Below are 20,340 nucleotides of genomic sequence, written 5' to 3' on the forward strand. Positions count from 1 at the left end.
AAATTATTAATAAAAATTTTCTTAATCATCGAAATCATAGCCAACAGATGTAGAGGACTCCCAATACTCATGGATTTTACTTGCGATATCATCTTTTCCCATTGTAGTGAGTACATAAAAGAGTTTAGCCTCTTTATTTTTTCTTAGTATTAATAGGTTGTAGTAATCATACTCAGGCCCATTAAGACCTAATGTTGGCTGTGATTCACAGTGCTTTTCTGCTTTGTAATGCCATTCAAGCTTATAAGTATCAAGGCCATCAGCAGCATTGATTACAATACCGTCATTGGCTCCGCCAATAAATCCAATTTTCATTGCTTTCTCTAAATTCTTATTAGGGTTAATTTTAAATATAACTTTAAACAAGTATCCTTCAATTTATAAAATGTATGTCAATACGTATCCTATGTAAGCAAAATTAACTATAAATATAGATGACTTTTAAGATTTCTTAATTGCAAAACTTTGGCTGCCTATTTTTACTTTAAACACAGTAAAAGTTATCCACTAAAAAGCATTTATTATTGTTTTTTGTTTTTCAAAATTACACGCTATAATTTTCAAATCATTTATCCTCCCTACCCATCACATTAATCAAAACACCTTTTGAAAGAATTAATGGGTGGAGTTTTAAATTAATTTTATATTTCAAAGTTTCTTTAATTAATGATTTTAAAAGGATATATGGTAGATGCGTCTTAAAAAATTTGCTTTAAATGATTTTGGAGATATTTATATATGTCTAAAATCGTAATGTTTGACATGGATGGTACGCTATTAGATCTCGCTTTTGATGATTTCATTTGGAATGAATGTCTTCCTAAGCGACATGCAGAGATACATCAACTTCCGCTCACCCAGAGCCAAAAAATACTATATCAGTTTTATCAAGCACATAAGCATACACTTGTTTGGTATTCATCAACTTTTTGGACTAAAACTGTAGGTGTAGATGTACTCAAATTACAGAAAGAATTTCAGACAAAAATTCAAGCTCGCTCAGGTTGTATTGAGCTTCTGCAGGAACTGAAAGAACAAGGATATAGTTGTTGGTTAGTTACAAATGCTGACCGTGCAAGCTTACAGTTAAAGCTCGATAATATTGCAATTGAACACTTCTTTGACGTAATCGTATCGAGTGAACAAATTGGTTATGCAAAAGAAGATATTCATTTTTGGCAAGAGCTCCAAAAATTACACCCTTTCGACCCAGACGCAACCATTTTTATTGACGATACAACTCCTGTACTAAAAACAGCTGAAAAATTTGGTATCAAACACTTGTTTACTATCTTGCAGCCCTCAAGTCTAAAGAATGCAAGAAAGCATGAAGATTTAGAATATAAAGCACTAGATCGACTTACAGAATTGCTGTCTATATTGAATCAAATTGATAGAAAGGATAATGATGTCAAAATTGCTTGAAAACGATGCTGTAGAGACCATGCGTATCGACAAATGGTTATGGGCTGCTCGTTTTTTTAAAACTCGTTCAATTGCTAAAGCAGCAATCGAAGGAGGTAAAGTACATCACAATAATGAGCGTGTAAAAGTTTCCAAAGAAATTCGTGTTGGAATGGAACTGATTATTCAACAAGGTTTTGATAAAAAAACCGTTGTAGTAAAAGCGCTTTCCAACACACGTGGTCCAGCACCAGTTGCCCAGCAACTTTATGAAGAAACAGAAGTAAGTATTGCTAAACGGGAGTTGATTGCATCCCAACGAAAATTGCATAATCTTGCTCGACCTGATCATAGACCGAGTAAAAAGGATCGTAGACAGATTAATCGGTTTAAACAGGACAATGATCAACACTGGTCGTATGGTGATGAATAAAAACGTCGAGTTGTGTCGCACACACACAGACAACACATAGAAGCTATAGAAAAAATCTGTCACTATTAGCCCTGTGAAACAAGTTGAGATTCAATACATCCACTTGGGTTAAACGTGATGAACTTAGAGTATTGAGGTTTTTGAGATGGATGAGAATAAAAGCAAAGCATTACAAGCCGCGCTAAGTCAAATTGAGAAGCAATTTGGCAAAAATACGGTGATGCGTCTCGGTGACAACACTGTTCAAGCAGTTGAAGCTGTATCTACAGGTTCTTTGACTTTAGATATTGCATTGGGGATTGGCGGTTTACCGAAAGGTCGTATCGTTGAAATTTATGGTCCAGAATCTTCTGGTAAAACCACAATGACTCTCCAAGCGATTGCACAATGTCAAAAAGCTGGTGGTACTTGTGCATTTATCGATGCAGAACACGCATTAGATCCACAATATGCACGTAAGCTGGGCGTGGACATTGATAATCTACTTGTATCGCAACCAGATAACGGTGAACAAGCACTCGAGATTGCAGACATGCTAGTTCGCTCTGGTGCAATTGATTTAATCGTTGTCGACTCAGTTGCTGCTCTTACTCCTAAAGCAGAAATTGAAGGCGAAATGGGTGACTCTCACATGGGCTTACAAGCTCGCTTAATGAGTCAGGCATTACGTAAAATTACGGGTAACGCTAAACGCTCGAACTGTATGGTTATTTTCATTAACCAGATCCGTATGAAAATTGGTGTAATGTTTGGTAGCCCTGAGACTACGACTGGTGGTAACGCATTGAAGTTCTATGCTTCTGTACGTTTAGATATCCGCCGTATTGGTCAGGTCAAAGAAGGTGATGAAATCATCGGCTCTGAAACTCGAGTTAAAGTTGTTAAAAACAAAATGGCTCCTCCCTTTAAAGAAGCTATTTTCCAAATCCTATACGGTAAAGGTACAAACCAGCTTGGCGAACTTGTAGATTTAGCTGTACAACAAGATATCGTGCAAAAAGCAGGCGCTTGGTATTCATATCAAGGCAATAAAATTGGCCAAGGTAAAAACAATGTTATCCGCCACTTTGAAGAAAATCCTCAAATGGCTGGAGAAATTGAAAAGATTATCCGTGAACAACTGCTAACTACGGGTACTAATGGTGCTGTACAAGTGGAAGATGAAGAAGAAGATCTTCTATTAGAGTCTTAATTACCGCTAATAAGTCTTAAAACGCCCTTCGGGGCGTTTTTTACAAGGAAATATTAAATATGTTCAAAAGAACAGAAGAACAGCCCCAACAACGCGCTTTGCTAACAGGTCAACGTTTGCGCTCATATGCTTTTGCGTTATTGACTCGTCGAGATTATTCGAAAGCAGAACTTATCGAGAAATTGAATCGTTATGCACAAAACCCTGAAGAGGTTAAGCAACTTATTGAAGAGTTATCTGAGCAAAATTATCAAAGTGACCAACGCGTTGCAGAACTAACATTGGCTAGCCAAATTCGTAAAGGCAAAGGGCCAAAACGCATCAAACAAGCTTTAAAAACTAAACAAATCGAAAATGATTTAATTGCAGATGAAATTCATAATATTGATTGGGTGGAACAGGCTTATCAACTTAAAGTGAAAAAGTTTGGTGAAGAAGTAGAAAAAGATCCTAAACTTAAAGCAAAACAGATGAGGTTTTTACAATATAGAGGATTTGATTTAGATGTAATTATGAAGGCAATCCAACGGAGATCGGATTAGAAGATGGTGGCAACCCCACTAGCAAAACTTCGGCACATCATAGATCTGCTACCGTTGCTACCTTCCGGTCCTGGCGGGGTTCACAGAGTACAATTGCGAAGCCACCAGCGGGGCTACCATTGCAAAACAGAGTATAGAGATTTTTAAAAGAGTTGCAAGCCTTCTTCTCAATTTTAAGCAAGTTTATGTTTCAATTGATTAATTCATCGTCAAAAACATATAAATTCCTAGAATCTCTTATCTTATATTCTTTCTTGATACTTATTTTGAATAAAATATGCTTGAAGATTGTAAACTATTCTTGCATTTATATTGTTAGCTGTTTTAATTGCAATGATCAATTAAAACCTTAGATAGCTAATGTGAATAGTTTACATATTCCCTTCTCAAGTTAGCTTTTACATAAAATTATGGACCTATACTCATGCGATTGATGAAGCATTCTTTATTATTTATTGCCTTAATGAGCACTACTTCTCTCTATGCCAATATTCCAATTGAATCGCGCGGTTTAAGTCAAAGTGGTGGTAGTTCAACTAACACTTCATCGAATAACGCTTCAGTCCCTAGTAATTTAAATTGGGAATTGATGCAAAAAAACCAACAATTAGAAAATGATATACGTACCTTACGCGGACAGTTAGAAGAACAATCGAATGATATTGAACAACTGAAAAAAGATTTATCTAATCGCTATACTGATTTAGACCAGCGTTTGGAATTACTAAATCAAAAAGTAGATCCAGAAAGTGCAGCACCAGACAATACAGCAAATAGTGATGCTACAGCTACCGGAAGCTCAGAAGCTCCTCCTACCGACAATAAAGCAGCTAGTACTACTACAACTGCTGCAAGTCAAGTTACTTTCCCTTCACAAACGCAAGTAACACAACCAGCTTCATCGCCTGCTACGCAAAATCAATCGAACCCTGTAGAACTTGAAAAAGCAGCTTATACTGTCGCTTTAGATGCCTACAAACAAGGTGGAGCGAAAAAAGCGATTGCTCCAATGCAAAACTTTATCAAAAATCATCCTAATAGCGTTTATACAGGCAATGCCTATTTTTGGTTAGCCGAGTTTAATTTAGCAACTGATCCGGTAAATTATAATGAAGCTAAAAAGAACTATAATGTAGTCGCTACGCAATACCCAAATTCTAGTAAAGCTCCTCGCGCGCTTTATCAACTCTACAGTATTGCCAAAGATGTTGATAAAAACACTGTATCAGCAAACCAATATAAAGCTAAAATTTTAAGTCAGTATCCAAAATCTGAAGAAGCCAAATTTTTTAACAAATAAAAGTTTTTAAGAAAAAAAGACACCGCAGATTGCGGTGTCTTTTTTTGAATATCTCGGCTTAACGCACAATACCACGTTCTGATTGCTCAACAGAGTCAATTAATAATTGAGCTTCTGGAACATTCGGAAGAATATCATTTTTAATCTGCTCAACAGCTTGAACAGAAGTCAGGCCTGATTTAAAAATCAATTTATAAGCTTCTCTAAGGCCTTGAATTGTATCCTTAGACCAACCCTTTCGGCGCATACCTTCTATATTAATACCAAACGCATGTGCTGGATTACCAGATGCCATAACATACGCTGGCACATCTTTTAAAATTAAAGATGCTCCACCAACCATACTGTAAGAATCGATTTTACAGAATTGATGAATTCCCGAATTACCACCAATAATGACATGATCACCAATATGAACGTGTCCAGCAACACCAACATTATTTGCGAAAATATTATGATCACCAACAATACAGTCATGTGCAATATGCGTATTAACCATCAATAAGTTATGACTACCTATTTTAGTTAAAGCATTATCTTGTACAGTTCCTCTATGTAAACTGCAATGCTCACGAATTAAATTATGATCTCCAATCTCTAACCAAGTTTCTTCACCTTGATATTTCAAGTCTTGGCAAATTTCACCAACACTTGCAAACTGGAAAATCTCATTATTTTGACCAATTTTGGTAAAACCACCAACTACAACATGTGAATGTAATTTAGTACCAGCGCCAATTGTCACATTTGGACCAATAATACAATAAGGTCCTATCTGGACATCCGGGGCAATCACTGCAGATGGATCAATAATGGCCGTAGAATGAATTAAATCGTGATTGCTCATGCCTGCTCTGTTTTTTGGTGTGAAATCATAATTTCAGCGGTTGTTGCTACAATACCGTCAACGGTAGCCGTACAGTTATATTTGTAGATACCGCGTTTTTGCATTACTAATTCAGATTTTAATACAAGTTGGTCGCCAGCAACTACTTGTTTTTTAAATCTTACCTTTTCTGCACCAGCAAAGAGGAATAAAGAACCTGGTTTTGGCGTCTCATTGTTCATAATAAAACCTAGAACGCCCGAAACTTGAGCTAATGCTTCTACAATTAGAACACCCGGCATAATTGGATATTCTGGGAAATGTCCTTGTAGGAACTCTTCATTGATAGAAACATTTTTATAACCAACAATACTATTGTCAGTAACTTCAGTCACACGATCAACCAATAAGAAAGGATAACGATGCGGCAAATATTGACGAATCGTTTGAATCTGCATTGGTAATTCAGGGATGGCAAATTTAGGTGTAGTTGACTCGGTCATAATATTCTATTTACGCAAATTAAAAGTTGATTCAAGAGACTCTATTTGAGCTTGTATATGATCAAGTCGTTTAGTGATTTGGGTCAATGGCACATCTGCTAATTGTCGCAAGCGTACAATTGTCTTTTTCCAATGACTATTTTCAAATAATCCAATTCCTGAAGAATAGGTACCAGCTTCAGAAATATTTTTTGTGACCATTGACATTCCAGTTAAAGTCACATTATCAGTGATTGAAAGGTGACCAGACACACCACAGGCTCCTGCAAGAATACAGTTTTTGCCAATTTTAGTGCTTCCAGCAATTCCACATTTAGCAGCAATAGCTGTATTGGAACCAATATGAACGTTATGTGCGATTTGCACAAGATTATCAATAATTACCCCATCTTCCAAAATCGTATTATCTAGTGCCCCTCGATCAATACTACAATTTGATCCAATACGGACATCATTACCAATAATAACTGAACCTAATTGTGCGATACGATGCCATTTACCTTGATATGGTGCAAATCCAAAGCCTTCACTACCAATCACAGTACTTGCATGAACTCGAACACGATCAAGTAATTTAGAACCGCCAGTAATAGTGACATGAGAATCGATAAAACAATCCTTGCCAATTTCTACATTATCATCCAGACGAGTATGAGACTGAATAATCGTGTTCTCACCTACTACACAATTTTCACCAATTACAACGTAATGGCCAATATATGCTTTTTCAGAAATAATTGCAGAAGGATGAATTTGAGCAGTACTTTCAATACCTATTGATGTGATCTTTTTATCAAAAGCATGGGTAAGGATGGCAAAAGCCAAATATGGATTATCAACAATAATAAAATTTTGTTTATCAGTAAGCTGTTCTTTAATAGAGCTTGTAACAATGTACGCACCCGCACGGCTAGTCTTTGCTTGATCGATATACTTTTCGCCATTTACGAAAGTAATATGAGAAGGTTCAGCATTTTCTAAACTTGCCAGATTTATAAATTGAAGACTACCCGCACCGACTAACTCACCATTAACTAGGTGAGCTAGTTCATCTAAACGATAATGTTGCACTTTCATTAATTTATTTCATTGAATTAACCTTTTGTATCATTTTATCAGTTAAATCATATTTAGCGTCATAGGCAACGGTCGAATTTTTATTCAAAATGAAGTCAAGATTATTTTCTTTTCGTAATTGTTCAGCTGCTTGCTTCACACGAGTCTCAAAAGTTGAGTTCATTCCTTGCAAACTAGTTTGAACTTTAGACTGCAAACCTTGTTGAGTCGAATTAAATTCATTTAATTTTGACTGATATTGAGTTTGAAGCTTCTTAATATCATCTTCTTTCATTTTTTGCCCTTGAGTTTGGGCTTGACGCTGAAGGCCTTCTAACTCTTTACCCAACTGCTCAAGACGAGTTGTTGTTGGTTTAACAGATTGATTTAAACTTGCATTTTGTTGTTTTAAATAAGTACTACTTTCAACAACTTTAGCAAGATCAATAACACCATAACCAGCAGCATTAGTCATAGCAGAAATTGTAAGGCCTAACCCTAACATTAATATATTTAATTTTTTCATCTTAATTTGTGTCCTTATTTCATTGTTTAGTCAAGTCGTACTTAGAAAGTACGACCGATTTCAAACTGAATCTCTTTAGTTTCGTCACCAGGCTTATCATTTAACGGGAATGCATAGCTAAGAGATAATGGCCCAATCATAGTGATCCATGTAAAACCAACACCTACGCTATAACGCATATTACCTAAATCAAAACCGTAGTTATCTTCACAGTATTTTTTAGCATCTGCTATTTGCTGCCCATTCATAATCATAGAATAAGAGCCAACATCACACTTAGTATCAAATACTTGACCACCTTCAGCAAAAATGACTGGTCGTACTTGGCGAGTCCAGTCCCCTTTGAAAGGTAACGGTAAAGCTAATTCAGTACCAAATTGTACTAAAGCATTACCCCCAACCTCTTCTGGAGAACCGTCATTTTGCTTGGTTTCTTGTAAGTTTACACTTGCATACTTAGGACCCAAGGTACTGTTATCATAACCCCGAACAGAACCATAACCACCTGCATAGAAGTTTTTATAGAATGGTAAATCATTACCATAGCCAAGTTTACCGTAACCACGCAATACGAAACCAGTATTACTAATTGGCCAAAATGCCTGTGCATCATAAGTTGCTTTTTGATAGTCAACATCACTACCTGGCAAACCAATTTCAAGACCTACACGATGTGACATACCTGAAGTAGGGAAAATAGGACGGTTTAAAGTATTGTATGACCAACCTAAATTTAAGTTATATGTAAAGAACTCACCATCAAACGCATTATCATATTGTTCTTCTGGGACCTTACATTCCCCCTTCTCAGTATCATACTGCGACTCACCATTTAAGGTTGGACAATATGAACCCTTACTTGTTGCTTTACCACCATTTGCTAACAAATAATCACGCACATAAGTAGAGACATAAGGACCAGTCGTTACTTTAGTATTATCAATACCTAAAGAGGCACTTAGGCTTTGGTTTTCATCAATTGGGTAACCAAAACTTAAACTACCACCGAAACTATCGGTAACGTAATTATTAACGTTATAGTCATCATTTAACTTTGTTTTACGGTAATAAACATTATAACCGCGGCTTACACCATCAATAGTGAAGTAAGGGTCAGTAACACTTAAGTTATAGTAGTCTTGAGTTTCAGAGCGAGATAAATCGATCGAAACACGATTACCCGTTCCCATAAAGTTAGTTTGACTCAAACCTGCCTGGAATGTGATACCACCACTTTGTGAGTAACCTACCGCTAATGTTGTAGTTCCCGAGTGTTGCTCTTCAACATTTACGTTTAAATCCACCTGATCTGGTGAATTTGGAATACGAGCCGGTTTAATATCAACTGTTTTGAAGAATCCAGTACGCTCTAAACGAACCTTGGACAAATCAATTTTTTCATTACTCGCTAAAGCGCCTTCCATTTGACGCATTTCACGACGCAATACTTCATCGGCAGTTTTACTATTACCTGTAAAGTTAATACGACGTACGGTTACTTGCTGACCTGGGTTTACATAATAGTTCAAGTCAACAACACCCGTTTCATTATTAATTTGCGGAACGACATTTACATCTGCAAAGTAATAACCAGCATTACCATATTTACGCAATAACAATTGCTTAACAGCATTTACTTTTTCTTGAGAATAGGTATCGCCATCTTTATAAATTTTCAAAGCTTGCAGTTCTTCAGGTTTATAAAGTGCGTCACCTAAAAACTTGGTTTGACCAAATTTGAACTGGCTACCTTCCTCAACAGCAACTTCAATAAAGATATTCTTTTTATCTTCACTAATATTGAGCTGTGAGTTATTGATATGAAAATTGATATAACCTTTATTCAGATACATCGCGCGCAAAGCTTCAAGGCTCGCTGCCATTTTCTCTCTAGCATAACGGTCATTACGAGTTACAACTGAAGCCCAACCACTTTCCTTAACTGCGAAAGCTTGTTTAATTTCACTGTCTTTAAAAACAGTATTACCAATAATATTGATATTAAAAACTTTAGCTGCCGTACCTTCATTAAAATTTAATTTAAGTTCAACACGGTTATTTGGGCGAGCTATAGTATCAACAGTTACATCAGCATCATAACGGCCTTGCTGAGTATATTGCTGCTCTAATTCAGTTTCAATTGTTTGTAAAGCTGACTTCTTAAAAACTTCGCCTTCAGCAATGCCCATTTTTTTGAGGCCTTGCTCTAAAGCCTCTTTAGGAATAAGTTTATTACCCTTAAATTCAAGCTTTGAAATAATTGGGCGCTCTACGACATTAAAAACTAAAGTATCGTTATCTCTTGATGCTTTAATATCGTCAAAAAGTCCAGTGGCATACAATGTTCGAATTGCTTCTGCGATCATCGGTTCATTAACGCGATCGCCACTGTTGATTGGCAACATGGTAGAAACATTTGCAGGAGTAAGACGGACCAAACCATCTATACGAATATCTCGAACAACGAAATCATCAGCTGCATATGCTTGTTGTACCGCTGCCATAGCGCTAACAAGTGCCAAAGGCATTAAAAAATGTGTGTGCCGCATGCCAGTTTTTCCAGTAAGTTATAAATCCATATACGTTTACAAACGCATAAAATCGTTAAATAAAGCTAAAAGCATCATACTACCGAGCAGTACCATACCAATTTTTACACCAAACATTTGTATTTGTTCAGAAACAGGCTTCCCACGAATAGCTTCAATAATGTAATAAACGAGGTGTCCACCATCAAGCATTGGAATTGGCAATAAATTTAAAATTCCAAGACTTACACTCATTAAAGCCATAAATGAGATAAAAGTCTGCCATCCCATTTCTGCACTTTGTCCCGCTACCTTCGCGATTGTAATTGGTCCAGAAAGATTCTCTAAGCCAATTAAACCCTTAACCATTTTTACTATCGAACTCAATATCATGCTGGAGATTTGGCCAGTCTTATCTAGCGACATCTGGAAAGCTTGTAATGGAGTATATTGAATTGTTTGCTTATATTCGTCAGGAATTGTAATTTTTCCTGCATCGCTTTTTACGCCTAAAACCCCACTCACTTGCCCCATATTGTCACGCTTTCCTTGAGGCATGACTTGCAAATGAACGAGTTGACCATTACGCAACACATCAATACTGAGCAATTTTTCTGGTGAATGTTGCACAACTTCCACAACATCAAACCAGTCTTTCATCGCTTGACCATTAATGGATACAATACGATCACCGACTTTTATTCCTTGTCGAATTGCTGCTCCATCTGCAGTCAACTCAGTTACAACAGCGGGAATAACAGGACGATAAGGTGAAAAGCCTAATACATCTAAAGCTGATTCATTTTGGTTTTTTAAAAAATCTTTAATGGGTAAAACAATATTTTTCTCAGTACCTGCACGATCTACATCGATATTCAAGCTACCAGTTTCACCTACACGATCAATCAAAGCAAAGTTAAGTTTTTCCCAAGTTTGCGTTTCCTTTCCATCAACAGCAATAATCTTGTCACCTACTTGTAGTTGAGCTGTAGCAGCTGGCGAGTTGGGTACAACCTTACCCACTCTTGTATTTAGTTGTTCCTGTGCTGGTAAAAATAAAATCCAAAAAAGTAAAACAGCAAAAATCAAGTTAATTAAAGGCCCAGCCGCAACAATTGCTATACGCTTCCATGGTTTTTGACGGTTAAATGCATAAGGTAAATCTTGCTCTGCAACATTACCTTCGCGCTCATCGAGCATTTTTACATAACCGCCTAGAGGCAAAGCTGAAAGTTGGTACTTAATTCCAGATTTTTTTGAGGTCCATTTAAGTAATGTCGGACCAAAACCAATAGAATAAACTAGAACCTTAACACCAAGTTTTCGTGCCACCCAATAGTGACCGAACTCATGAATTGCAATTAATGGACCGAGCAAGAGAGCTGCTGCTGCAATCATAAATAATGCGCTCATTTCAGCCTCCTATACTTGATATATACTGCTGTGCTACATGTCGTGCTACTTCATCTTTATTCAAAATAGACTCGATATTATCAGCAACTGAGTTTTCCAATTTTTGCAAAGTATGCTCTACCACTTGTGGGATATTTGTAAATCCAATCTGTTGGTTTAAAAATGCAGCAACGGCAACCTCATTTGCAGCATTTAAAATAGTAGGTGCCAGCCCTCCTGAACGCATTGCCTGACGGGCTAAATCCAGTGCTGGAAATTTCTGGATATCCGGTGCTTGAAAATTAAGCTGAGAATACTCAAATAAATCTAAAGCAGGAACATTAGTCTGTAAACGTTCTGGCCATGCTAATGCATGGGCAATCGGTGTACACATGTCTGGATTACCCATTTGAGCCAATGTTGAACCGTCAACATATTGCACCATAGAATGAATAATACTTTGTGGATGAACAACAACTGTAACAAAATGTTCAGATATTGAAAACAAATGACACGCCTCGATCAACTCTAACCCTTTATTCATAAGAGTAGCTGAGTCAACTGAGATTTTCTGTCCCATAGACCAGTTGGGATGCTTACAAGCCTGCGCAGGAGTAACTTTTTCTAACTGTTCTAACGAATGGTTTAAAAATGGTCCACCTGAAGCGGTCAATAAGATTCTTGATACGCCCTGTTGCGGTTGTCCATTTCTTTCAGCCTCTAAATAATTATGAGGTAATGACTGAAAAATAGCGTTGTGTTCTGAATCTACCGGTAATAATAATGCCTGATGATCACGTGCTGCTTGCATCATGATTTCACCAGACATGACCAAAGCTTCTTTATTAGCAAGCAATACGCGTTTACCAGCTTTTACAGCCGCTAATGTTGGTAATAAACCAGCTGCTCCAACAATTGCAGCCATAACTACATCAACATCTGGATGAGATGCGATACTTACCAGTCCTTCCTGATCAGCCAAAATTTCAATATTTTGTAATTCACTCTTTACAAATAAAGCTGCTAATTCGTCAACTTTTTGCTTTGGAACAACTGCAACTTTTGGTTGGAATTGTTTACATATGTCAACCAATTCAGAAATTCGACTATGAGCTGAAATTGCAAATACTGAATACTTATCAGGATGTTGATTTAAAATTTTTAAGGTACTTTGCCCAATGGAACCGGTTACACCCAATATGCAAACAGATTGTGTCATTTATAAATCTACACCAATAAGTTTTAATATATACATTCCCGTTGCAAAGATCGGGGCTGCAGCAAGTAAAGAATCAATACGATCTAAAACACCACCATGACCAGGTAGTACACGTCCAGAATCTTTAATACCAGCACGACGTTTAATCATTGACTCAAATAAATCACCCAACACTGAACCGAATACTGTAATCAGTGACAAGATAAGAAACAGAATTTGCTGAATTAAAGTTAAATTTAGATACTGATATTGCACAACCAACATTACCAGTATGGTCGTGACAATACCACCATACAAGCCTTCTACTGATTTGTTCGGACTAACGGTTGGAGCTAATTTTCTTTTACCAAATTTACGACCAACAAAGTAAGCACCACTATCTGCACCCCACACGAGTAAGAACAGATACATTAACCACCATGGCGAACTTTGCCAAACAACAAAAATTGAAGTTACCGCAGCACAAACTAAAATAATGCCAATTACATATAGAGTAGCGTTATACCACCCATCAAATTCAGGAAAAGATTTGACCCAATAAACGCTTACAAGCCAAGTCAAAATTGAAGCTGACCACAAAAGTAATGCAATATCATGGAAAAATAGAGCAACGCCCGAAACGAATGCAACAAGCAGACCGTAGCACCAAGCTTTTGGCTTTACAGCATTTACAGTTTCATGGGGCATTAATTTATACCATTCATACCCCGCAACCCCTGCTGCTACAATCATAAGAACCAACATTGGATAATGTGATTGCGTAGCAAACATACAGCCTAAAACAACTGCGACAAGTACCAATGCGGTAACAATCCGCTCTAACATTATAAGTTCTCTATTTTCTCTTGCTGAATTTGTTCAGATGTTTTGCCAAAACGACGCTCACGCCCTGAAAAAACATTCAATGCATGATCGAATTCTTGTACTGTAAATTCTGGCCATAAAGTATCAGTAAAATACAGTTCAGCATATGCTGCTTGCCATAACAAGAAATTAGATATGCGATAATCTCCACCTGTACGGATCAATAAGTCCACAGCTGGCAGATCGTTTAGACTGACATATTTTTCGAACAAATCAACATTTATTTGATCAGCACCAAATTCACCACGGGAAACCGCTTCAGCAACTTGTTTTGCTGCATTTGCAATATCCCACATCCCGCCATAGCTCACAGCAATAGTTAAGGTCATAGTGTTATGGTGTGCTGTCTGTTGCTCTGCATCTTCCATTAAGGCAACTAGGTGTGACGGTAATCTGGAACGATCACCGATGAAACGCAAAGCAATATTAAATTTCTTCATGCGAGGTATTTGCTCATGAATAGTTTCTTCAAGAAGCTTCATAAGCAGATCGACTTCAAATTGTGGTCGATTCCAGTTTTCGCTTGAAAATGCAAACACCGTTAAAGCACGAATACCTGTTTTTTTACAATGTTCAACGATAGGATCAAGAACATTTTTACCCTCTCGATGCCCATCACCTTTTTGCATTTGATTTTTTTTTGCAAAGCGGTTGTTGCCATCCATGATGATGGCAACATGCTTAGGAAGATGATACTCTTCTGAATCGGTCATAAAATTTAGACCTTCATCAATTCTGCTTCTTTCGCTGCAAGACGCTTGTCTACTTCTGCAACATATTTGTCAGTGATTTTCTGGATATCATCACCTGCACGGCGCTCATCATCTTCAGAGATTTCTTTCTCTTTTAATAATGCTTTGATATCACCTAATACATCACGACGAATATTACGAATTGCAACTTTTGCATTTTCAGCTTCGCTACGCGCAATTTTTTGCATATCACGACGTGTTTCTTCAGTTAATGCAGGTAAAGGTACACGAATTGCATCCGCAGTAATCGGGTTTAAACCAAGATCACTCTCACGAATTGCCTTATCAATAGCTGAAACCATTGTACGTTCAAATGGCTGAACAAGAAGTGTACGAGAATCTTCAACACCAACGTTTGCCACTTGATTTAAAGGCACATCAGAACCGTAGTAAGGAACCATTACCCCATTTAAGATTGATGGGTGTGCACGGCCGGTACGAACTTTAGCAAACCCTAGTTCCAAAGACTCAAGAGTTTTCAACATACGCTGTTCGCTGTCTTTTTTCAGATCGTTAATCATATGATCTACCTTACTTATTTATTCAAGGATGTTTTAACAAATTTAATTTAGCGCTAGTATAAAGAGCTTTCGTCAACACGTACATTATTTAGTAACGCGTGTACCTTCTTTTTCGCCCATGACTACTGACAATAGCGCGCCTGATTTATTCATATCAAAAACTTGTAATGGCACATTATGGTCACGACATAAACAAATAGCTGTCAAATCCATAACACCAAGTTTTTCGTCCAATACCTGATCAAAGGTTAAATGATCATATTTAACCGCATCTTCGTATTTACTTGGATCTTTATTATATACGCCATCTACTTTGGTCGCTTTTAGAATTAAATTTGCTTCAATTTCAATTCCGCGTAAGCAAGCTGCCGTATCAGTCGTAAAGAATGGATTTCCTGTACCAGCAACAAAAACACAAACTTCACCCTGACTCAAGTGACGGATAGCATCACGACTTGAATAAGACTCTACTACTGTACCAATTGGTAATGCAGACATAAGGCGAGTTCTGATATTACGGCGAACCAATGCATCACGCATAGCCAAACCATTCATTACAGTTGCAAGCATACCCATTTGATCGCCTGTTACACGACCAACCAAGCCATCCTTTTGCAACTGACTACCACGATACAAGTTACCGCCACCAACAACGATACCCACTTGCACGCCTAAGCCAACTAAGTGAGCAATTGAAAGGGACATTTGATCAAGAACTTGGGCATCAATACCCATGTCTTTGTTACCTGATAATGCTTCACCAGATAGTTTTAATAAAATGCGTGAATAACGGGGGCTAATTGTTTCCGCCATGAGTTTGCTCCAAAACCTCTTAAACTGAATGCTTTTTTGAATCGTTATCGATTAAACCGACTTAATTTTAATTAACTTTGCAAATAAGTCGTATTCATCCGCATCGGTGATTTCGACTTCCAACATATCGCCTGGTTGAATAGTGCTCTTATCGATATCTTCTACAAAGACATTACCGTCAATTTCCGGAGCATCGGCATAAGAACGTGCAACAGCAACAGGATATTCATCTTCCAAACTATCGACTAATACAGTCATCGTTTGACCAATACGTTTTTGCAACTTAGCAGCAGAAATTTGTTGCTGCACTTGCATAAAGCGCTCGTAACGCTCTTGCTTAATTTCTTCAGGCACATGATCGGGTAAATCATTTGCCGTAGCGCCTTCTACTGGTGAGTAGGTAAAGCAGCCAACACGATCAAGTTCAGCTTCAACTAACCAATCGAGCAATATTTGAAAATCTTCTTCAGTTTCGCCTGGGAAACCCACTACAAATGTAGAGCGAATCACAAGATCTGGGCATTTTTCACGCCACAATTTAATTTTTTCGAGTGTATTTTCACTGTGAGCCGGACGCTTCATTAACTTAAGAATACGCGGGCTTGCATGTTGGAATGGAATATCAAGATATGGCAGAATTTTACCTTGTGCCATTAAGTCAATAACCGCATCAACATGTGGGTATGGATAAACATAATGTAAGCGCACCCAGATACCAAGTTGGCCTAGTGCTTCACACATATCAAAGAATTTTGTTTTAACAGGCTGGCCATTCCAGAAATCAAGTTTGTACTTGGTATCTACACCATAAGCTGATGTATCTTGGGAAATAACCAAGATTTCTTTAACACCTGCTCTTTTAAGCGCAGCGGCTTCTTCCAGTACACTTCCAACTGGACGCGATACTAGATCGCCACGCATACTTGGGATAATACAGAAGGTACAACGGTGGTTACATCCTTCAGATATTTTTAAATAGGCATAATGTTTTGGTGTTAAGCGAATTCCTTGTTCAGGAACCAAATCAACAAACGGGTTGTGTTTAGGTGGTGCTGGGACATATTCATGTACAGCTTCCATTACATCTTGATAAGCTGCTGCACCAGTAACCTTTAAAACATTTGGATGCATTTGACGAATTTTGTCTTCGTCTTTACCTAAGCATCCAGTAACGATTACTCGACCATTTTCACTCATGGCCTCGCCAATTGCATCTAGCGACTCTTGTACCGCAGATTCGATAAAACCACAGGTATTAACAACAACTAAATCAGCACCATCATAATCTGATGCAACTTGATAACCTTCAGTCTTTAACTGAGTTAAAATTCGTTCAGAATCTACCAATGCCTTAGGACAACCTAAAGAAACAAAACCGACTTTGGGGGTCTTCATGAATCTGCGCTCCACTTGAATGCGCGTATTGTATGTCTTTTCTTGTCTCAAGCATAGGTGGAAAGCCCACTCTTTGTGTAATGCACCAAAATACGACCAACATTTGCACCAAAACTCATCTTTGCACCAAGTTGGATCATGTTATTATCTCTATTTAAGCCATCAGTTTTGATCAACCGATATAAAGACCGATTTAAGCGCGTTTTTAAATACTTTAAAACTTTAAAATAACCCATAAACAAAGTTGGCGTACATTTTGCATCGTTCATGTTCTATAACGGTGAAAATCCGATAACCAATGAAGATGCCATTGCGCTATTTTAAGACAGGAACGATTCGCTAATGGATCAACACAACCCTATCGACTATCGCCTATTGGTAGACAACTTAACTACTGCGATTTTATTGATCGATAGTAACTTGAATATTTTTTACTTAAATTCTGCCTGCGAAGCACTATTTGATATTAGTTTGCTTCGAGCTTCAGGACAGCCCGTTTTAAACTTACTTCATGCGCCTGATGATACTTTTAATACACATGAAGCTTTATTAAACACCATAAAAACGGGGCAACCTTATACTCGACGAGAAGCGGTTATTAATGTCAACTTTAAAGACCTTCATGTCGATTACACAGTTTCTCAATTAAATGCTGGTAAAAGTTATCACCCATTACTCTTAATTGAGCTCAACCCGATTGATCGTATGTTAAAGATTTCTAAAGAAGAAAATCTGGTACAACAACATCAGGTCGCTAGGCAGCTTGTACGTGGCGTAGCGCACGAAATTAAGAATCCACTTGCAGGTATTCGTGGCGCAACTCAATTACTCGCTCGCAGTTTAAACGACAAGAGTTATGCTGAATTTACAGATGTCATTATTAATGAAGTAGATCGCTTAACTAACTTGGCAGATACTATGTTGGGTTCTAGACAACTCCCAAGTTATGAAAATGTTAACGTACACGAGCCTTTGGAGCGAGTGCGTTCACTTATCGCCAACCAGACAAAGAAGAAAATTAAAATTATACGGGATTATGATTTGTCTTTACCCGATGTTAATGCCGATCGTGATCAGTTAATACAAGTCATGCTCAACATTAGTGTAAATGCAATTCAAGCCATAACAGAAAACAAAGCATTTTTTATAGATCACGAACCGGAGTTAATTCTACGTACACGTATACAACGTCTTGTCACGATTAACGGTGTACTAAATCGATCTACAGTGCGAGTCGATATAGAGGACAATGGACCAGGCATTCCTGAAAGTATTTTGGAGTCAGTATTCTATCCATTGGTTACTGGACGAGCAAAAGGTACTGGGCTTGGCCTGAGTATTGCACAGAATATTATGCATCAACATAACGGAATGATTGAATGCCAATCTGTTCCTGGAAAAACAATTTTTAGCTTATATTTACCTTGGGAGTCAGACCGTGTCGCGAAATAAAATATGGGTTATTGATGATGATCGCGCCATGCGATGGGTATTGGAAAAGACCTTTAAAGAAGAGGGTTTTGATGTTACCAATTTTGAAGAAGCTCAAACTGCGCTTGAACGTTTGCACCATGATGCTCCCGATGTCATCTTAACTGACATCCGCATGCCTGGAATTGATGGTTTAACTTTTTTATCTAAAGTCAAAAACACTCATCCAGATTTACCTGTCATTATTATGACAGCACATTCTGACTTAGAGTCTGCTGTATCAAGCTATCAAACAGGCGCGTTTGAATATTTACCAAAGCCTTTTGATATTGATGAAGCTTTAGCTTTAGTCAATCGTGCGATCTTGCATATTAATAAACTACAACAGCAAGAAGCTACAAAAACAGCCTCACCTCTTCAATCAACAGAAATTATTGGTGAATCTCCAGCAATGCAGGAGGTTTTCCGTGCTATCGGCCGTTTATCTCAATCTCATATTACTGTTTTAATTAATGGTGAGTCGGGTACAGGTAAAGAATTAGTTGCTCATGCTTTACACAAGCACTCCCCACGCCGTGCCAAGCCTTTTATTGCTTTAAATATGGCGGCAATTCCAAAAGACTTAATTGAAACCGAGTTATTTGGTCATGAGAAAGGAGCATTTACAGGCGCGAATACTCAACATCAAGGCCGCTTTGAACAGGCAAATGGCGGAACATTATTCCTTGATGAAATTGGTGATATGCCATTTGAAACTCAGACTCGATTGCTTCGCGTACTCGCTGACGGTGAGTTCTATCGTGTAGGCGGACACATTCCCGTTAAAGTAGATGTTCGAATTGTGGCGGCAACGCATCAGGATCTAGAGAAACTGGTAAATGAAGGTCGCTTCCGTGAAGACTTATATCACCGCTTAAATGTGATTCGTATTCACATTCCTAAGCTTGCCCACCGTAGTGAAGATATTCCAATGCTTGCGCAGCATTTCCTTGCGCGTGCAGGTAAAGAGCTTGGCGTAAGTCCAAAAATCTTACGTACCGAGACGACAGACTATATGCAACAGTTACCATGGCCAGGTAACGTACGACAACTTGAGAATACGTGCCGCTGGCTAACTGTAATGATTACTGGTCGTGAAGTTTATCCGGAAGATTTACCTTCTGAGCTCAAACAAGTTCCATTGCAAAAGAATAGTGATTCTAGTCAACCGGCACCTTCTTTTGAGCGTATTTCTCTACACCATTGGGATGAACTACTAAATCAATGGGCTATTCAAAAGCTTAAAAATGGTGAAATGAAAATTTTGGATATTGCCACACCAATGTTTGAACGCACATTGATTAACGCAGCCTTGCAACAAACACGTGGACGCAAACGTCATGCAGCTGAATTATTGGGTTGGGGTCGCAATACTTTAACACGCAAGTTAAAAGAACTAGGAATGGATTCTGCAGATGATGACGAAGAAGATGAGCACAAGGTTACTCAAACTGAAGCCTAGAAGTCTCATTATTTAACTTGAGAGCGGTTAAGTCATTCTTAGCCGCTTTTTATCAATCAGATTTTTGATTAAAATATAATGTAAACATAAGGTTACATCACTAAATCTTTCCACAATTAACTCTAAGCTTATATTTTCTATT

21 protein-coding genes and 1 other RNA gene are annotated in these 20,340 nt (G+C 37.8%); 7 read left to right on the top strand and 15 right to left on the bottom strand.

Features of this window, described 5'->3' with window-relative positions:
• Positions 1-21: 21 nt before the first annotated feature.
• Positions 22-315, bottom strand: a complete 294-nt coding sequence (locus HMPREF0013_RS12770) for a hypothetical protein (RefSeq protein ID WP_005073911.1) — start codon at positions 313-315, stop codon at positions 22-24.
• Between the two features lie 423 nt (positions 316-738).
• Between HMPREF0013_RS12770 and HMPREF0013_RS12775 the strand changes: the two genes are divergently transcribed.
• The 4 genes from HMPREF0013_RS12775 to HMPREF0013_RS12790 all read left to right on the top strand — a co-directional run bounded on the left by HMPREF0013_RS12775 (position 739) and on the right by HMPREF0013_RS12790 (position 3,571).
• Positions 739-1,425 carry an HAD-IA family hydrolase gene (locus tag HMPREF0013_RS12775; protein ID WP_002115736.1) on the top strand — a complete coding sequence of 229 codons (687 nt, stop codon included), beginning with the start codon at positions 739-741 and terminating at the stop codon, positions 1,423-1,425.
• Positions 1,409-1,837 carry an RNA-binding S4 domain-containing protein gene (locus tag HMPREF0013_RS12780; protein WP_002115687.1) on the top strand — a complete coding sequence of 143 codons (429 nt, stop codon included), beginning with the start codon at positions 1,409-1,411 and terminating at the stop codon, positions 1,835-1,837. The genes HMPREF0013_RS12775 and HMPREF0013_RS12780 overlap by 17 nt, the downstream gene beginning before the upstream one ends.
• Before the next feature lie 145 nt (positions 1,838-1,982).
• Positions 1,983-3,029: a recombinase RecA gene (recA, locus tag HMPREF0013_RS12785; RefSeq protein WP_002115680.1), complete on the top strand. Its 1,047-nt coding sequence runs from the start codon at positions 1,983-1,985 to the stop codon at positions 3,027-3,029.
• 59 nt (positions 3,030-3,088) lie between these two features.
• On the top strand, positions 3,089-3,571 hold the full coding sequence (locus HMPREF0013_RS12790; protein WP_002115653.1) for a regulatory protein RecX: 483 nt from the start codon (positions 3,089-3,091) through the stop codon (positions 3,569-3,571).
• A gap of 13 nt (positions 3,572-3,584) precedes the next feature.
• Here HMPREF0013_RS12790 and ffs read toward each other — a convergent pair.
• Positions 3,585-3,681, bottom strand: an RNA gene (gene ffs, locus HMPREF0013_RS24525) — signal recognition particle sRNA small type.
• Between the two features lie 314 nt (positions 3,682-3,995).
• Here ffs and HMPREF0013_RS12795 point away from each other — a divergent pair.
• Positions 3,996-4,871, top strand: coding sequence for a YbgF trimerization domain-containing protein (locus HMPREF0013_RS12795; RefSeq protein WP_002115714.1), 876 nt, complete (start codon positions 3,996-3,998; stop codon positions 4,869-4,871).
• 58 nt (positions 4,872-4,929) lie between these two features.
• Here the strand turns inward: HMPREF0013_RS12795 and lpxA are convergent, their stop codons facing one another.
• The 13 genes from lpxA to HMPREF0013_RS25480 all read right to left on the bottom strand — a co-directional run bounded on the left by lpxA (position 4,930) and on the right by HMPREF0013_RS25480 (position 17,535).
• Entirely contained in the window at positions 4,930-5,718 is a 789-nt protein-coding gene (gene lpxA / locus HMPREF0013_RS12800; RefSeq protein WP_005068909.1) for an acyl-ACP--UDP-N-acetylglucosamine O-acyltransferase, read from the bottom strand.
• Positions 5,715-6,200, bottom strand: a complete 486-nt coding sequence (gene fabZ, locus HMPREF0013_RS12805; protein ID WP_002115603.1) for a 3-hydroxyacyl-ACP dehydratase FabZ — start codon at positions 6,198-6,200, stop codon at positions 5,715-5,717. Before fabZ ends, lpxA begins: the two co-directional genes overlap by 4 nt.
• A gap of 6 nt (positions 6,201-6,206) precedes the next feature.
• Complete coding sequence (lpxD, locus tag HMPREF0013_RS12810; protein ID WP_002115634.1) at positions 6,207-7,277, bottom strand: UDP-3-O-(3-hydroxymyristoyl)glucosamine N-acyltransferase; 1,071 nt, start codon at positions 7,275-7,277, stop codon at positions 6,207-6,209.
• Positions 7,278-7,281: 4 nt separating this feature from the next.
• A complete protein-coding gene (locus HMPREF0013_RS12815; protein ID WP_002115728.1) occupies positions 7,282-7,782 on the bottom strand; it encodes an OmpH family outer membrane protein in 501 nt (166 codons plus the stop codon).
• Between the two features lie 41 nt (positions 7,783-7,823).
• Positions 7,824-10,331 (bottom strand): outer membrane protein assembly factor BamA, encoded by a 2,508-nt coding sequence (gene bamA / locus HMPREF0013_RS12820; RefSeq protein ID WP_005068904.1) that lies wholly within the window; start codon positions 10,329-10,331, stop codon positions 7,824-7,826.
• A gap of 36 nt (positions 10,332-10,367) precedes the next feature.
• Positions 10,368-11,723, bottom strand: coding sequence for an RIP metalloprotease RseP (rseP, locus tag HMPREF0013_RS12825; protein WP_002115589.1), 1,356 nt, complete (start codon positions 11,721-11,723; stop codon positions 10,368-10,370).
• A 1-nt stretch (position 11,724) separates the two neighbouring features.
• Complete coding sequence (gene ispC, locus HMPREF0013_RS12830; RefSeq protein ID WP_002115723.1) at positions 11,725-12,921, bottom strand: 1-deoxy-D-xylulose-5-phosphate reductoisomerase; 1,197 nt, start codon at positions 12,919-12,921, stop codon at positions 11,725-11,727.
• Positions 12,922-13,746, bottom strand: a complete 825-nt coding sequence (locus HMPREF0013_RS12835) for a phosphatidate cytidylyltransferase (RefSeq protein WP_002115701.1) — start codon at positions 13,744-13,746, stop codon at positions 12,922-12,924.
• Positions 13,746-14,498, bottom strand: coding sequence for a polyprenyl diphosphate synthase (gene uppS, locus HMPREF0013_RS12840; RefSeq protein WP_002115643.1), 753 nt, complete (start codon positions 14,496-14,498; stop codon positions 13,746-13,748). Before uppS ends, HMPREF0013_RS12835 begins: the two co-directional genes overlap by 1 nt.
• A 5-nt stretch (positions 14,499-14,503) precedes the next feature.
• On the bottom strand, positions 14,504-15,058 hold the full coding sequence (gene frr, locus HMPREF0013_RS12845; protein ID WP_002115638.1) for a ribosome recycling factor: 555 nt from the start codon (positions 15,056-15,058) through the stop codon (positions 14,504-14,506).
• Between the two features lie 84 nt (positions 15,059-15,142).
• Positions 15,143-15,871 carry a UMP kinase gene (pyrH, locus tag HMPREF0013_RS12850; RefSeq protein ID WP_000852257.1) on the bottom strand — a complete coding sequence of 243 codons (729 nt, stop codon included), beginning with the start codon at positions 15,869-15,871 and terminating at the stop codon, positions 15,143-15,145.
• 51 nt (positions 15,872-15,922) lie between these two features.
• Positions 15,923-17,266 carry a 30S ribosomal protein S12 methylthiotransferase RimO gene (gene rimO, locus HMPREF0013_RS12855; protein ID WP_002115588.1) on the bottom strand — a complete coding sequence of 448 codons (1,344 nt, stop codon included), beginning with the start codon at positions 17,264-17,266 and terminating at the stop codon, positions 15,923-15,925.
• Positions 17,267-17,313: 47 nt separating this feature from the next.
• A complete protein-coding gene (locus HMPREF0013_RS25480; protein ID WP_005803464.1) occupies positions 17,314-17,535 on the bottom strand; it encodes a hypothetical protein in 222 nt (73 codons plus the stop codon).
• Between the two features lie 73 nt (positions 17,536-17,608).
• Between HMPREF0013_RS25480 and glnL the strand changes: the two genes are divergently transcribed.
• Both glnL and glnG read left to right on the top strand, forming a co-directional pair.
• Complete coding sequence (glnL, locus tag HMPREF0013_RS0105365; RefSeq protein ID WP_002115631.1) at positions 17,609-18,718, top strand: nitrogen regulation protein NR(II); 1,110 nt, start codon at positions 17,609-17,611, stop codon at positions 18,716-18,718.
• Positions 18,705-20,198: a nitrogen regulation protein NR(I) gene (gene glnG / locus HMPREF0013_RS0105370; protein ID WP_002115702.1), complete on the top strand. Its 1,494-nt coding sequence runs from the start codon at positions 18,705-18,707 to the stop codon at positions 20,196-20,198. Before glnL ends, glnG begins: the two co-directional genes overlap by 14 nt.
• The last annotated feature ends 142 nt before the right edge of the window (positions 20,199-20,340 follow it).

Source organism: Acinetobacter sp. SH024, from assembly GCF_000163635.1.
Taxonomy (GTDB): Bacteria; Pseudomonadota; Gammaproteobacteria; order Pseudomonadales; family Moraxellaceae; genus Acinetobacter; species Acinetobacter pittii.

Coding starts and splice junctions, on each gene's coding strand:
- HMPREF0013_RS12780 (WP_002115687.1), top strand. CDS start 1,409: ATGTCAAAATTGCTTGAAAACGATGCTGTAGAGACCATGCGTATCGAC.
- pyrH (WP_000852257.1), bottom strand. CDS start 15,871: ATGGCGGAAACAATTAGCCCCCGTTATTCACGCATTTTATTAAAACTA.
- recA (WP_002115680.1), top strand. CDS start 1,983: ATGGATGAGAATAAAAGCAAAGCATTACAAGCCGCGCTAAGTCAAATT.
- bamA (WP_005068904.1), bottom strand. CDS start 10,331: ATGCGGCACACACATTTTTTAATGCCTTTGGCACTTGTTAGCGCTATG.
- HMPREF0013_RS12795 (WP_002115714.1), top strand. CDS start 3,996: ATGCGATTGATGAAGCATTCTTTATTATTTATTGCCTTAATGAGCACT.
- HMPREF0013_RS12790 (WP_002115653.1), top strand. CDS start 3,089: ATGTTCAAAAGAACAGAAGAACAGCCCCAACAACGCGCTTTGCTAACA.
- frr (WP_002115638.1), bottom strand. CDS start 15,058: ATGATTAACGATCTGAAAAAAGACAGCGAACAGCGTATGTTGAAAACT.
- lpxD (WP_002115634.1), bottom strand. CDS start 7,277: ATGAAAGTGCAACATTATCGTTTAGATGAACTAGCTCACCTAGTTAAT.
- lpxA (WP_005068909.1), bottom strand. CDS start 5,718: ATGAGCAATCACGATTTAATTCATTCTACGGCCATTATTGATCCATCT.
- rseP (WP_002115589.1), bottom strand. CDS start 11,723: ATGAGCGCATTATTTATGATTGCAGCAGCAGCTCTCTTGCTCGGTCCA.
- uppS (WP_002115643.1), bottom strand. CDS start 14,498: ATGACCGATTCAGAAGAGTATCATCTTCCTAAGCATGTTGCCATCATC.
- HMPREF0013_RS25480 (WP_005803464.1), bottom strand. CDS start 17,535: ATGAACGATGCAAAATGTACGCCAACTTTGTTTATGGGTTATTTTAAA.
- HMPREF0013_RS12815 (WP_002115728.1), bottom strand. CDS start 7,782: ATGAAAAAATTAAATATATTAATGTTAGGGTTAGGCCTTACAATTTCT.
- HMPREF0013_RS12770 (WP_005073911.1), bottom strand. CDS start 315: ATGAAAATTGGATTTATTGGCGGAGCCAATGACGGTATTGTAATCAAT.
- ispC (WP_002115723.1), bottom strand. CDS start 12,921: ATGACACAATCTGTTTGCATATTGGGTGTAACCGGTTCCATTGGGCAA.
- glnL (WP_002115631.1), top strand. CDS start 17,609: ATGGATCAACACAACCCTATCGACTATCGCCTATTGGTAGACAACTTA.
- HMPREF0013_RS12835 (WP_002115701.1), bottom strand. CDS start 13,746: ATGTTAGAGCGGATTGTTACCGCATTGGTACTTGTCGCAGTTGTTTTA.
- fabZ (WP_002115603.1), bottom strand. CDS start 6,200: ATGACCGAGTCAACTACACCTAAATTTGCCATCCCTGAATTACCAATG.
- HMPREF0013_RS12775 (WP_002115736.1), top strand. CDS start 739: ATGTCTAAAATCGTAATGTTTGACATGGATGGTACGCTATTAGATCTC.
- rimO (WP_002115588.1), bottom strand. CDS start 17,266: ATGAAGACCCCCAAAGTCGGTTTTGTTTCTTTAGGTTGTCCTAAGGCA.